The following is a 12553-nucleotide window of genomic DNA, read 5'->3' on the forward strand; positions in this document are numbered from 1 at the left end:
ATGAGCGCCGAAAACAGTTACGACTCCAGCAGCATCAAGGTCCTCAAGGGGCTCGACGCGGTGCGCAAGCGCCCCGGGATGTACATCGGCGATACCGACGACGGCACCGGCCTGCACCACATGGTGTTCGAGGTCGTCGACAACGCGGTCGACGAGTCGCTTGCCGGTCACTGTTCCCAGATCGAGGTGGTGATCCATGCCGATGGCTCGGTCTCGGTGACCGACGACGGCCGCGGCATCCCCACCGAGCTGCACGAGGAGGAAGGCCGTTCGGCCGCCGAGGTCATCATGACCGTCCTGCACGCCGGCGGTAAGTTCGACCAGAACAGCTACAAGGTATCCGGCGGCCTGCACGGCGTGGGCGTCTCGGTGGTCAACGCCCTGTCCGACCGGCTGGATCTCACCATCTGGCGTCAGGGGCGCCGTTTCGTGCAGGAATACCACCTGGGCGAGCCGCAGTATCCCCTGAAGGACGCGGGTCCGACCGAACGTTCCGGCACGCAGATCCGTTTCCTGCCCAGCCAGACGATCTTCACCGACGTCACCTTCCACTACGACATCCTGGCCAAGCGCCTGCGCGAGCTGTCGTTCCTCAACTCGGGCGTCAACATCTCGCTGACCGAGGAGCAGACCGGCCGCTCGGACACGTTCTTCTACGAAGGCGGCATTCGCGCGTTCGTCGAGCACCTCAACAAGGACAAGACGCCGATCCACAAGAACGTGATCTACCTCGCCGGCGATCGCGACGAGGTCGGCATCGAGCTTGCCCTGCAGTGGAACGACGCCTACCAGGAAAACCTGTTCTGCTACACGAACAATATCCCGCAGCGTGACGGCGGGACGCACCTGACCGGCTTCCGTACCGCGCTGACGCGCACCTTGAACGACTACATGGATCGCAACGGCATCCTGAAGAAGGCCAAGGTCAGCACCACCGGCGAGGACTGGCGCGAGGGCCTGGTGGCCGTGATCTCGGTCAAGGTGCCCGATCCGAAGTTCTCCTCGCAGACCAAGGACAAGCTGGTCTCCTCGGAGGTCAAGACCGCGGTAGAGTCGATGACCGCCGAGCACCTGGCCGATTTCCTCGAGGAAAATCCGGCCGATGCAGAGGCGATTACGTCGAAGATCATCGAAGCGGCACGGGCCCGCGAGGCTGCCCGTCGTGCCCGCGAGATGACCCGGCGCAAGGGTGCGCTCGACATCGCCGGGTTGCCGGGCAAGCTCGCCGACTGCCAGGAGAAGGATCCGGCGCTCTCCGAGCTGTACCTGGTGGAGGGTGACTCCGCGGGCGGTTCGGCCAAGCAGGGTCGCGACCGGCGCACGCAGGCGATCCTGCCGCTGAAGGGCAAGATCCTCAACGTCGAGAAGGCGCGCTTCGACAAGATGCTTTCCTCGGTCGAGGTGGGCACCCTGATCACCGCGCTGGGCTGCGGCATCGGTCGAGAGGACTTCGATCCTGACAAGCTGCGCTATCACCGCATCATCATCATGACGGATGCGGACGTCGACGGCAGCCACATCCGCACGCTGCTGTTGACCTTCTTCTACCGCCAGATGCGCGAACTGGTCGAGCGTGGCCACGTCTACATCGCCCAGCCGCCGCTGTACAAGGTCAAGAAAGGCAAGCAGGAGCAGTACCTCAAGGACGACCTGGCCCTGAACCAGTACCTGCTGCAGCAGGCGGTCGACGGCGCGCGCCTCGAACTGGGCGAGAACATCCCGCCGATCTCCGGGCCGGGGCTCGAATCGCTGGCGCGCGAGTACCTCTCCGCCCAGGCGATGATCGAGCGCATGGCCAACCGCTTCGACATCAACGCGCTCAAGGCACTGATGCAGATCGGTCGCCTCGATCCGGCGATGATGGACGACGAATCGCGGCTGGCCGGCTGGCTGGGGCACTTCAATGGCATGCTGAATGCCATTGCCGACCCGGGCGTCGAGTACAGCGTGTCGATGGAGGAAGGCGAACACGGCCACGTGTTCCGCATCGAGCGCAGCCAGCACGGTGTTTCACATGAAACCACCATCCCGGCCGCCTTCTTCAACGGCAACGAGTACCGCATGCTGGGCGATCTCGGCGAACGTCTGGACGGGCTGATCACCGAACAGGCGGAAGTCGTTCGCGGCGAGCGTCGTCAGACGATCGAGCGTTTCGAGCAGGCGATCGACTGGCTGATGGTCGAGGGGCGTCGCGGTCTGTCGGTTCAGCGCTACAAGGGTCTGGGCGAGATGAACCCCGACCAGCTGTGGGAAACCACCATGGACCCGGAGACCCGCCGCCTGCTGCAGGTCAAGATTGAGGACGCGGTAGCCGCCGATTCGGTGTTTACCGTGCTGATGGGCGATCTGGTCGAGCCGCGGCGCGACTTCATCGAGAAATTCGCGCTCTCGGCGTCCAACATCGACGTGTAACCCGCGACAGGTAACATCAACCCAAGCCCGCCGAAGCGGGAGACCAAGGAGGCGTCTGGATCATGGGCATCGCGCTGTCGATCATCGTTTTTCTGCTGGTGCTGATCCTCGTTTGGGGGATCGTGATCTACAACGGCCTGGTCCGGCTCAAGCACAACGTCTCGCAGGCCTGGTCGAACATTGATGTCCTGCTGCGCCAGCGTCACGACGAGCTGCCCAAGCTGGTCGAGACCGCCCGCCAGTACATGCACTACGAGCGCGACACGCTCGAGCGGGTCATGGAAGCCCGGGCGGCTGTCAACGACGCGCAGCAGCGTGGTGACGTCGCCGCGTTGGGCGGTGCGGAGCAGAGCCTGCGCCTGGGGCTGGGCAACCTGTTCGCCGTCGCCGAGGCCTACCCGGAGCTCAAGGCCAACGAGACCTTCCAGCATCTGCAGCAGCGGATCACCGGTTTGGAGAACGAGATCGCTGACCGGCGCGAGTTCTACAATGCCGCGGTCAACACCAACAATATCCGCATCGAGCAGTTTCCGGACGTCATGGTGGCGCAACTGTTCCGGTTCCGCGCCTTCCGCCTGCTGGAATTCGATCGCAAGACCACCGAAGACGTCGACATGAAGACCCTGTTCGGCTAATCACCTCTCTCCCTCGGACCGCGCGATGCTCGATGCCTTCCGAGACTGGCTGACCGGACTGGATTCGGGTTTCTACCTCGCAATCTGGGCTGGTGCCGCCATCCTCACGCTGGTTTTCCTCTTCCTCGGCTTTCGTACCCTGATCCGGGCCCGGATCATCGCGCATACCCCGACCTCCCGCCTGCGTTCGGCCGCCCAGGGATTCAACGAGATCGAAGGCACCGGACGGGCCGTGGACGACCATTCCCTCTACTCGCCGCTTTCCTTTACACCTTGCCTGTGGTTCGACATGACCATCGAGCGCCTGGAGTCGAGCGGCAAGAACCGTCGCTGGGTCACTGTCGAGCGGCGACGTAGCGACGCGGTCTTTCGTGTCGATGACGACACCGACGAGGCCTTCGTCGATCCCGATCACGCCCGGGTGATCCCGCATTCCCGACGTCGCTGGCGCGAGCGCGGTGTACGCCGAGGCTGGTCGACCGGCAGTTCGGCCGGATTCGGCGGCCAGGCACACCGCTACACCGAACAGCTGCTGCTGCCCGAACAGCCGCTGTACGTGCTTGGTTGGCTGGAGACCCGCGGCCATCGTAATGATGGTGGCAGTGATCTGGATGCCGTCGAGCAGCGGCGCCTGGATCTGTTGCGGGAGTGGAAGACAGATGAGACGGCACGACAGCGGTTCGACCTCGACGGAGACGGCGAGATATCCGAACGCGAGTGGTCGTGGGCGATGCGACTGGCACGTGCCCAGGCGCGACGGGACGTAAGCGATGCGGATCGCGAGCGGGTGAGCGCAAGCAATGTCGTGCACCTGATGCGTCGTCCGGACAATGGGGATCCGTTCATCATCTCCGGCCTGCCGCAGGACAAGCTCGTGCGTCGCAAAACCCTCAAGGCGGGCGCGTTCATAACCGGGTCACTGGTTCTGTTCGTGTTCTGGTTGATCGCCCAGACCACACGCAGCGTCATCTAGCCCCGCGCAGTCAGCCGTTTCTGCGAGAATGGAGCGGATTTAACCAACCGATTTCGTCCAAGGCATCGCTCGATGAATATCGCCAGCTGGAACGTCAATTCCCTCAAGGTTCGCCAACCCCAGGTACTGCAGTGGCTCGAGGAGCAGCCCGCCACGCTGCTCGGTCTGCAGGAGCTCAAGCAGCTTGACGAGGCCATCGATCGCGAGGCGATCGAGGCCGCCGGCTACCGGATCATCGCCAATGGTCAGAAGACCTACAACGGCGTGGCCTGGGTCTACCCGGCCCATTGGCCGGAGCCCAGTGACATCGTCACCGATATCCCCGGTTTCGAGGATCCGCAGCGGCGGGTGATCGCTGCCACCTTCGGTGATCTGCGGGTGATCAACCTGTATGTCGTGAACGGCGAGGCCGTGGGATCCGAAAAGTACCAGTACAAGCTCGACTGGCTCGCGGCACTGACGCAATGGCTAGCCGAGGAGGCCGGCCGTTACGATAAGCGTGTCGTGGTGGGGGATTTCAATATCGCGCCGACCGACGCCGACGTGCACGATCCCGAGGCATGGAATGAGCGCATCCTTTGCAGTACGCCTGAGCGCGACGCACTGGATCGTATTTTCGAGACCGGCCTGATCGACGCCTTCCGCCTGTTCGAGCAGCCGGAGAAGGCCTTTTCCTGGTGGGACTACCGGCAGGCAAACTATCGCCGCAACCGCGGACTGCGGATTGACCTGATCCTGATCAGCGAGGCGCTCCGGTCTAGTTCGAGTGCCTGCCGGATCGACGTCGATCCGCGTGGTTGGGAACGGCCGTCCGACCACGCGCCGGTGGTACTGGAACTCGAACAGGGCGCGCCCGGCAGCTGACCGGCTGCCGGTAGGCTAGCTCTCCGCCTCGCTTCCCGGCGGCGGGCAGCCCAGCAGCGATTGCCACTGTTGCACGACCGTCTCACGCTCGTCCTCGAACGCCTGCGCCTCGACGACCGATCGAGAACCCATCAGTGCCTGTCGATGTCCGGCATCGCGAAGGCTGCGGTAGGCCTGTGTCAGCGCCTCGCTCGCTTCGGCATCGATGAGTCCCGCTTGGCGCAGCGAGTCCAGCTGACGGATGTTGTCGGTGAAGGCGAGGATGTCCGGCGACTCGTGCGCATGACGCAAGAGCAGGTACTGCACCAGGAACTCGATGTCGGTGATCCCGCCGATGTCGCGCTTGAGGTGGAAGAAGCCGGTGGGTGTCGGCGTCTGGTTGTCGCGCATCTTGCGTCGCATGCCGACCACCGCCTCGCGCAGCTCCTCGGCATTGCGTGCCTGTGTGAGCGTGTCCCGGCGAATGCCGTCGAAGAACTCACCGACCCGCGGCGTGCCGGCAACGAATCGGGCCCGGCACATCGCCTGCACTTCCCACACCCAGGCGTGTTCGGCCTGATACTGCGCGAAGGCGTTCACGGACGAGACCAGCAGCCCGCCGACCCCATCGGGGCGCAGTCGCGTATCGACCTCGTAGAGCACGCCGGCCGGCGTGCGGATGCTCAAGGTGTGGATGATCTTCTGTGCCAGCCGGGCGAAGAACAGGCTGTTGTCGATCGACTTCTCGCCATCGGTCACCGCCTCGCGGTCGGTCGAATCGTGCAGGAAGACCAGGTCGAGGTCCGAGCCGTAGCCGAGTTCGATGCCGCCGAGCTTGCCGTAGCCGATGATGGCCAACCCCGGCGTGAAAGGTTCACCCGAGGCATCGAGTGCCTGAGGCCGGCCGTGGCGGCGTTCGACCTGCGCCCGTGTTCGCTCGTAGACGGCCTCGAGGATGACCTCGGCGATCCAAGTCAGCTGGTCGGAGACGCGCATCACCGGCAAGGCGCCGACCACGTCCGCGGCGGCGACCCGCAGCGTGGCGAGCTGCTTGAAGCGACGCAGTTCGTCGAGACTGCGTTCCTCGTCATCGGGGCACTTGCCCAGCAGCTCGCCGAGTTCGTGTGCCAGCTCGGCCTTGTCGGGCGGTGCGTAGAGGGTCTCGGGGTCGATCAGCTCGTCGAGCAGGATGGGGTGCTGAGTAAGCAGTTCGGCGATCCACGGACTGCCGTGCACCAGCCGGACCAGCTGTCGTCGGGCCTGCGGCTGCTCGATCAGCAGCGCCACGTAGACCGAGCGGCGCAGGATCGCGGCGAGCAGATCGAGCATGCGCGAGAGCACCGCGACCTGGTCGCGGTATTCGCTGATGTCGCGCAGCAGGTCCGGCATGAGCTGATCGAGCCGCTGGGCGACGGTGCCGTTGATCGCCGGTCCCTGTGTGTCCCGCCATGCCGAGAGATGACGTTCTAGTGTCTCGGGGTCCTCGAAGCCGGCCCGTTCGAGTATCTCGACGCGGTCGCCGGTCTCGCCCAGCCCGTTCCAGACGCGTTCGAGCGGATCCTCTTCCTCGTCGTCCTCGTTCGGCAGCCGCAGAACCTGCGAGAAATGGCCATGGATACGGTCCCGGTGCTGATCCAGCGCCCAGAGGAATGCTCCCCAGTCGTCGTAGTGCATCGAGATCGCCAGCCGCAGCTGGTCGAACTTGTTGTCCGGCAGAATCTGCGTCTGGTGGTCGTAGAGCATCTGCAGCCGGTTCTCGGCGCGGCGTAGGAAATCGTAGCCCTCGCTCAGATCGGCGACGGTCGTCGGCTCGAGTTCGCCCATCTCCTCGAGTATCTGCAGGACCGGCATCAGCCGCCGTCCCTGCAGTTCGGGTTCGCGCCCGCCGCGCAGCAGCTGGAACAGCTGGCCGATGAACTCGATCTCGCGGATGCCGCCGGGACCGAGCTTGATGTTGTTCTGCATGGCCGCGTCGGTCATCTCGCGCTCGATCAGGCGCTTCATCTCGCGCAGCTGGCTGAACGCGCCGAAATCGAGGTAACGGCGGAAGACGAACGGGCGCAGCATGTCCATCAGTTCCTCGCCGGCGGTGAAGTCGCCGGCGATCACGCGGGCCTTGATCCAGGCGTAGCGCTCCCACTCGCGGCCCTGGGTGGCGTAGTAGATCTCCAGCCCGTCGAAGCTCATGGCTAGCGGGCCTTCGTCTCCATTGGGACGCAGGCGCATGTCGACGCGGAAGACGAAGCCGTGACCGGTGACTTCGTCGAGTGACCGGATCAGTCGCTGACCGAGCCGGATAAAGTACTCGACGTTGCTCAGCGTCTTGCGGCCGTCGGTCTCGCCTTCGCTGGCATAAGCGAAGATCAGGTCGATATCGGATGAATAGTTGAGCTCGTCGCCACCGAGCTTCCCCATGCCGATGACAACCAGCCCTACCGGATTGCCGTCGGCATCGCGCGGCTGACCGAAGCGCTCCTGGAGGTGATGCTCGTGGTAGGCCAGTGCCTCGGCCACACAGAAGTCGGCCAGGCGGGACAGGGAGCGCAGCGTCGCGTCGGTGTCGTCGATTCCGAGCAGATCACGCCAGGCAATCAGGATCATCTCGCGCCGGCGCAGGCGCCGCAGCTCGCGGCCGAAGTCGGTGGCATCCAGTGCCAGCCGCTCCTCGCGCGAACCGGACAAAGCGGAAAAGCGCCGATCGAGGCCGTCGCCGAGAAAGTCGTCCTCGCAGCCGGCCATCACGTAGTCGAGAATGGCGGGCTCGGACGACAGGCTCTGCTGGATGAACGGGCTGCAACGCAGCACGTAGCGTAATTGTTCGATATCGAAGTTGTCGCTGCTCGCATGGGCAGCCAGTCGTTCGATCAGTTCGTCATCCGGGGTGATTTCGTCGAGATCGGACACGGCGTCTTGGCGGAGTGAATCGGTCATTCGTCCGATGATACGCCCGTGGGAGCGCCCTTTGCAGAGGTCAGCCCGCGCGCCGGGCAAAAAAAACCCCGACCTCCTGCGAGGCCGGGGTTCGTCACTCTGCGATTTGCCTGCCGGGTTACGGGCGAACCAGCACGTAACCGGCGTCGACCAGGTCGAGCAGGCGAGCGATGCCCGCGTCGACCGGTTCGGCGGCGGCGTTCATCTCCGGCTTGTGGCCCATCTTGCGGGTGGCGCCGGCGATCGAGTTCTTGCAGGCGGAGAAGCGCACGCCCTGTTGGGCCAGCGACTCGATGCGGTCGGCCTGCTTGTTGTCCTCGAACAGCAGAGAGATGCCCGGGCCGAAGGCGACGACTTCGACGTCGATCTGGTCCGGGCCGCCGCGGGCCTTCATCACGTTGTTGGCGACGTTGAGTACCAGGTTCTGGCGGACCGGGTCCTTCTCGGTAATCTGGAGTACCAGGTGTTCCTTGGCGAGCGTGTTGCCGCCGACGGCTTCGATCGCCTTCTGGTTGGCGGCCTGCGCCGTGGTGCCGAAGGCCATTGCAGCGGCGAGCATCAGTGCGGCGGTGCGGAACAGGGAACGGGTTTTCATTGGGAAATCCTCCGTGAATGGTTCTTGGGATCCAATCGGTTTTCGATCTTGTTTTCGGGTTAATACCCTGTCGGTCAGCATACGTCGGATCGAAACCATTCGCAGCATGCCGGTCGGGCAAATTTCCGATGGGGGTATCAAGTCCCTTGTGTCACCCCTGTTTGCCAACGCCGACGGAAGTGTGGGCCAAGCTATTGACCTGACGCTATTTTTTAGCGAACATATCGGCCATCCGATTCGCAGGCCATTCGCCTGCCCCGTCCCGCCTCACTCCATCCTTTCCGGATGCCGGGTGATAACGTGTTCCGGACGGCCAGTCGACCGAACCAATCGTCCGCGGGAGATTCCCTCTTCGTGGCGCAGGCGTTGTTGCTTACATGACGTTATTCAAACAGCTAATGAAAAACCGGCGGGGTCGGGACTTTATCGTCGGTGACCTGCACGGCAGCCGCCCGCTACTGGAAAAGATTCTGGAAAAGCACGATTTCTCCCCGGATCGGGATCGTGTCATTGCCGTTGGCGACCTGATCGACAACGGCCAGGATTCGCTCGGCACCCTGCGTCTGCTGGGTGAATCGTGGTTCTTTTCCGTCGCCGGCAACCACGAACGGTTCCTGGCCGATCACCGCGTCGCACTCGCCGAGCGCTGTCTCACCGACGTACAGCGCGCCGATCTCGAGGCGATGGGTTCGGACTGGTTGCTCGCCTCCTACGACAAGCTCAACGACGACAAGTGGGACGACCTGATCACCGAGGTGATGAACCTCATCAGCCAGATGCCGCTGATGATCCAGGTCGGCAACGGTCCGGCGGCCGTCGGTGTCGTTCACGGCGAACTGCCGCTGTGGGACTGGGATCAGAACATCGCCCGGCTCGAGCGGGTCAAGAAGCTCAGCTATTGGGGCAACATGACGGCCGATGCGTCTCTCGATCCTCTGCTGTGGGGCCGGTCGCAACTGCAGGAAGTGCTGGCTGGCCGCCGTCCCGAGCGCAGCATCGAGGGCATCGACTGGGTGATTGCCGGTCACACGATCACCGATCAGCCGGTGCGCGATGGCAATCGACTGTGGATCGATTGTGGCGCCTGGGACGAACGCCCGGGACGTGGCCTGGTGCTGGTCGAGGTGGGTGACACCCTCGCGGTGAGTTCGCACTACCACGACCCGAGCGTGCGCACCCAGCGCTTCGTGCGGCGCGGGCACCATACCCACTCCGTGATCAGCGCGACGGGTTGATCGATATGCTGGACCTGAGTCGCTATCACTGGCGCGAGCTGCGGGCCCTGGTCGACGAGGCCCGTGCCGAACTCGAGCGGCGCGAGGCCGCCCCGATCGACGAGGACACCGCGCTCAAGTCGCTGGAACTGGAGTTCAAGCGTCATCGTCGCAAGCAGGACGAACCTTTCGATCCGTTTGCCTGATCGACGAACTGCCCCCGACCATGAAAAAAGCCCCTCGTTTGAGGGGCTTTTTGCGTCCGGACGTTTTCGTTCGGCGCGTCAGTGGCGGAAGTGGCGCATGCCGGTGAACACCATGGCGATGCCGTGCTCGTCGGCCGCGTCGATCACCTCCTGATCGCGCATCGAGCCACCCGGCTGGATGACTGCCTTGATACCCGCCTCGGCCGCGGCATCGATGCCGTCGCGGAACGGGAAGAAGGCATCCGAGGCCATCACCGAGCCCTCGACCGGCAGGCCGGCGTCGGCGGCCTTGATGCCGGCGATGCGCGCCGAGTAGACGCGGCTCATCTGGCCGGCGCCCACGCCGATGGTCTGCTCGTCGCTGGCGTAGACGATCGCGTTCGACTTGACGAACTTGGCCACCTGCCAGGCGAACAGCAGATCGCGGATCTCGGCTTCGTCCGGGGTGCGCTTGGTGACGATCTTCAGGTCCGTCTCGCCAACCACGCCGTGGTCGAAGTCCTGTACCAGCAGCCCGCCGCCGATGCGCTTGAAGTCCATGCCCGGCGCCGGCTTGACCGACCAGTCGTCGATCGCGAGCGCGCGGACATTGGGCTTGGCGGCCAATTCGGAAGCGGCATCATCACCGATCTCGGGGGCGATGATCACTTCGACGAACTGGCGCTCGATGATGCTGCGGGCCGTGTGCGCATCCAGCGGCCGGTTGAAGGCGATGATGCCGCCAAAGGCCGAGGTCGGGTCGGTGGCAAAGGCACGCTCGTAGGCGGTGGTGATGTCGTCGCTTGTCGCCACGCCGCAGGGATTGGCGTGCTTGACGATCACGCAGGCCGGCTGGTCGAACTGCTTGACGCACTCGAGGGCCGCGTCCGCGTCGGCGAGGTTGTTGAACGAAAGCGGCTTGCCCTGGACGATCCGGGCCCGGGCGAGTGTGCCCGGGGCGGCGTCGGGCTCGACGTAGAAGGCGGCGTTCTGGTGCGGGTTCTCGCCGTAGCGCAGGTCCATCGACTTGTCGAGCGGCAGGTGCCACGTCGGGGCGAACTCGCTGTCGCTGAACTGGCGGCCCAGGTAGTCGGCGATCATGCCGTCGTACTGGGCGGTGTGGCTGAAGGCCGCGCCGGCCAGTCGCTGGCGCGTGGCCATGGAAATGCCCTCGCCGTTGATCTCCCCGAGCACGACCTCGTAGTCGCTCGGGTTGACGACGATCGCCACGTCGTTGTGGTTCTTGGCCGCCGCGCGGACCATCGCCGGGCCGCCGATGTCGATGTTCTCGATCGCCGTCGGCAGGTCGCAGTCCGGATCGGCCACGGTGCGGGCGAACGGATAGAGGTTGACCACCACCAGGTCGATCGGGGTGATGCCATGGGTGGCCATCACCTCGTCGTCGGTGCCGCGACGGCCGAGAATGCCGCCGTGAATCAGCGGGTTGAGCGTCTTCACCCGGCCGGCCATGATCTCCGGAAAGCCGGTCACGTCGCTGACCTCGCGCACCGGTACGTCGTTCTCGCGCAGCAGGCGGGCCGTCCCGCCGGTGGACAGCAGTTCGACGCCGGCGGCGTGCAGACCCTGGGCCAGTCCCAGGATTCCGGTCTTGTCGGAAACGCTCAGCAGAGCGCGGCGCGGCTTGACGGCATGATGGCTCATGGGGAAATCCGGTTTGTCAGCGATGGATGGGCGGTGCCGGACGCCCGAGGGGCCGGCACGGAAACCGGGCATTGTACCCGCTTGCCCAGGGAAGGTCTGCACGAATAGCCACAGCCTCTGGCAAGCCCGTCGGGCGGTCCGCCAGGTGCTCATCTGCGGCTTTGCAGACGTAGAGCCCTTGTTGAGTCCGGTCGAGCGTTCAGTGCGTGGTCGTGTTGCCGGGCGTGTTCTCGCGGACGACGCTTTCGAAGAGTGCCGAGTAGTCATGGTTGCCGTGGCCGGCATAGACACCTTCTTCGAGCACGTGCTGCAGGCCGATCAGCAGGTGCGTGTCGATGCCCTGGGTGCCGGCGCTGCTGGTGAACAGGCGGATGTCCTTGAGCAGGTGCTTGAGGGGGAAGTTGGCCTTCTCGAACGAGTGATCGAGCATGTTGTCGAGCTTCTTGTCGAAGGTGGGCGCGTAGAGCGCCGATTCGCGCAGCGTTGCCATGAACTTGTCGACGTCGACGCCCTCGCGCTGCACGAGACCGAGGCTCATCGAGAAGGCGGCGGTCAGTGATCCGATCAGCTGGTTGAAGGCGAGCTTGGCCCCGGCACCGCTGCGAATCGGGCCGAAGTGGGTCGGCGTGCCCAGTGCCTCGAGCGGTTTCTCCAGTCGGCCGACCAGTTCAGCCGGGCCGCCCAACAGCAGCTGCAGGGTGCCCGTCTTGGCCTGGGGGATGGAGCCGAGCACCGGCGCCTCGAGGAACTCCCCGCCCAGTGCCTCGACGCGGCGGGCGAGCTCGGCCGATTCGGCCGGCGCGATGGTGGAGCTGTTGATCACGACATGATCGCGGATGCCGCCCTCTCCCAGGCTGTCGATGACCTCGCGGCAGGCCTGGAAGTCGCTGACCATCAACCAGAGTGTGTTCGCCTGCTCGGCGGTTTCGGCAAGGGTGGCGACGGTGGTGACGCCCTCCACGTCACGCGGGTGGCGGTTGTAGCCGATGACGGACAGACCGCTTTCCGCCAGCCGGCGGGCCATGGCTGAGCCCATCAGCCCCAGGCCAATCACTCCGATGGTCGTGTTCATGGTGGTGCCCTCTTCGATGTTCGTCTGCGGT

The 12553-nt window shown here is 64.6% G+C and carries 10 protein-coding genes; 6 read left to right on the forward strand and 4 right to left on the reverse strand.

From position 1 onward, the window contains the following. The 4 genes from gyrB to xth all read left to right on the forward strand — a co-directional run bounded on the left by gyrB (position 1) and on the right by xth (position 4884). Positions 1-2412: a DNA topoisomerase (ATP-hydrolyzing) subunit B gene (gene gyrB / locus LV476_RS08460; protein ID WP_250075228.1), complete on the forward strand. Its 2412-nt coding sequence runs from the start codon at positions 1-3 to the stop codon at positions 2410-2412. A gap of 62 nt (positions 2413-2474) precedes the next feature. After that, positions 2475-3047, forward strand: coding sequence for a LemA family protein (locus LV476_RS08465; RefSeq protein WP_250075230.1), 573 nt, complete (start codon positions 2475-2477; stop codon positions 3045-3047). A gap of 25 nt (positions 3048-3072) precedes the next feature. After that, positions 3073-4020: an E3 ubiquitin ligase family protein gene (locus LV476_RS08470; protein WP_250075231.1), complete on the forward strand. Its 948-nt coding sequence runs from the start codon at positions 3073-3075 to the stop codon at positions 4018-4020. 72 nt (positions 4021-4092) lie between these two features. Next, positions 4093-4884, forward strand: a complete 792-nt coding sequence (gene xth, locus LV476_RS08475; protein WP_250075233.1) for an exodeoxyribonuclease III — start codon at positions 4093-4095, stop codon at positions 4882-4884. 15 nt (positions 4885-4899) lie between these two features. On the opposite strand, the gene glnE is transcribed toward xth, so the two are convergent. Both glnE and LV476_RS08485 read right to left on the reverse strand, forming a co-directional pair. After that, complete coding sequence (glnE, locus tag LV476_RS08480; RefSeq protein ID WP_250075235.1) at positions 4900-7794, reverse strand: bifunctional [glutamate--ammonia ligase]-adenylyl-L-tyrosine phosphorylase/[glutamate--ammonia-ligase] adenylyltransferase; 2895 nt, start codon at positions 7792-7794, stop codon at positions 4900-4902. 118 nt (positions 7795-7912) lie between these two features. After that, positions 7913-8389 (reverse strand): DsrE family protein, encoded by a 477-nt coding sequence (locus LV476_RS08485; protein ID WP_250075237.1) that lies wholly within the window; start codon positions 8387-8389, stop codon positions 7913-7915. Positions 8390-8766: 377 nt separating this feature from the next. Between LV476_RS08485 and LV476_RS08490 the strand changes: the two genes are divergently transcribed. Together LV476_RS08490 and LV476_RS08495 are read left to right on the forward strand one after the other, a co-directional pair. After that, a complete protein-coding gene (locus LV476_RS08490) occupies positions 8767-9624 on the forward strand; it encodes a metallophosphoesterase (RefSeq protein WP_250075239.1) in 858 nt (285 codons plus the stop codon). 5 nt (positions 9625-9629) lie between these two features. Then, positions 9630-9809, forward strand: coding sequence for a hypothetical protein (locus LV476_RS08495; RefSeq protein ID WP_250075241.1), 180 nt, complete (start codon positions 9630-9632; stop codon positions 9807-9809). Between the two features lie 78 nt (positions 9810-9887). Here the strand turns inward: LV476_RS08495 and purH are convergent, their stop codons facing one another. Beyond that, positions 9888-11450 (reverse strand): bifunctional phosphoribosylaminoimidazolecarboxamide formyltransferase/IMP cyclohydrolase, encoded by a 1563-nt coding sequence (gene purH / locus LV476_RS08500; RefSeq protein WP_250075243.1) that lies wholly within the window; start codon positions 11448-11450, stop codon positions 9888-9890. A 199-nt stretch (positions 11451-11649) separates the two neighbouring features. Then, positions 11650-12522 (reverse strand): NAD(P)-dependent oxidoreductase, encoded by an 873-nt coding sequence (locus LV476_RS08505; protein WP_250075245.1) that lies wholly within the window; start codon positions 12520-12522, stop codon positions 11650-11652. Positions 12523-12553: the final 31 nt, after the last annotated feature.

Source organism: Guyparkeria hydrothermalis (assembly GCF_023555385.1).
In the GTDB taxonomy this organism is placed as follows: domain Bacteria; phylum Pseudomonadota; class Gammaproteobacteria; order Halothiobacillales; family Halothiobacillaceae; genus Guyparkeria; species Guyparkeria hydrothermalis_A.

Coding starts and splice junctions, on each gene's coding strand:
- LV476_RS08485 (WP_250075237.1), bottom strand. CDS start 8,389: ATGAAAACCCGTTCCCTGTTCCGCACCGCCGCACTGATGCTCGCCGCT.
- purH (WP_250075243.1), bottom strand. CDS start 11,450: ATGAGCCATCATGCCGTCAAGCCGCGCCGCGCTCTGCTGAGCGTTTCC.
- LV476_RS08470 (WP_250075231.1), top strand. CDS start 3,073: ATGCTCGATGCCTTCCGAGACTGGCTGACCGGACTGGATTCGGGTTTC.
- LV476_RS08495 (WP_250075241.1), top strand. CDS start 9,630: ATGCTGGACCTGAGTCGCTATCACTGGCGCGAGCTGCGGGCCCTGGTC.
- xth (WP_250075233.1), top strand. CDS start 4,093: ATGAATATCGCCAGCTGGAACGTCAATTCCCTCAAGGTTCGCCAACCC.
- gyrB (WP_250075228.1), top strand. CDS start 1: ATGAGCGCCGAAAACAGTTACGACTCCAGCAGCATCAAGGTCCTCAAG.
- LV476_RS08505 (WP_250075245.1), bottom strand. CDS start 12,522: ATGAACACGACCATCGGAGTGATTGGCCTGGGGCTGATGGGCTCAGCC.
- glnE (WP_250075235.1), bottom strand. CDS start 7,794: ATGACCGATTCACTCCGCCAAGACGCCGTGTCCGATCTCGACGAAATC.
- LV476_RS08490 (WP_250075239.1), top strand. CDS start 8,767: ATGACGTTATTCAAACAGCTAATGAAAAACCGGCGGGGTCGGGACTTT.
- LV476_RS08465 (WP_250075230.1), top strand. CDS start 2,475: ATGGGCATCGCGCTGTCGATCATCGTTTTTCTGCTGGTGCTGATCCTC.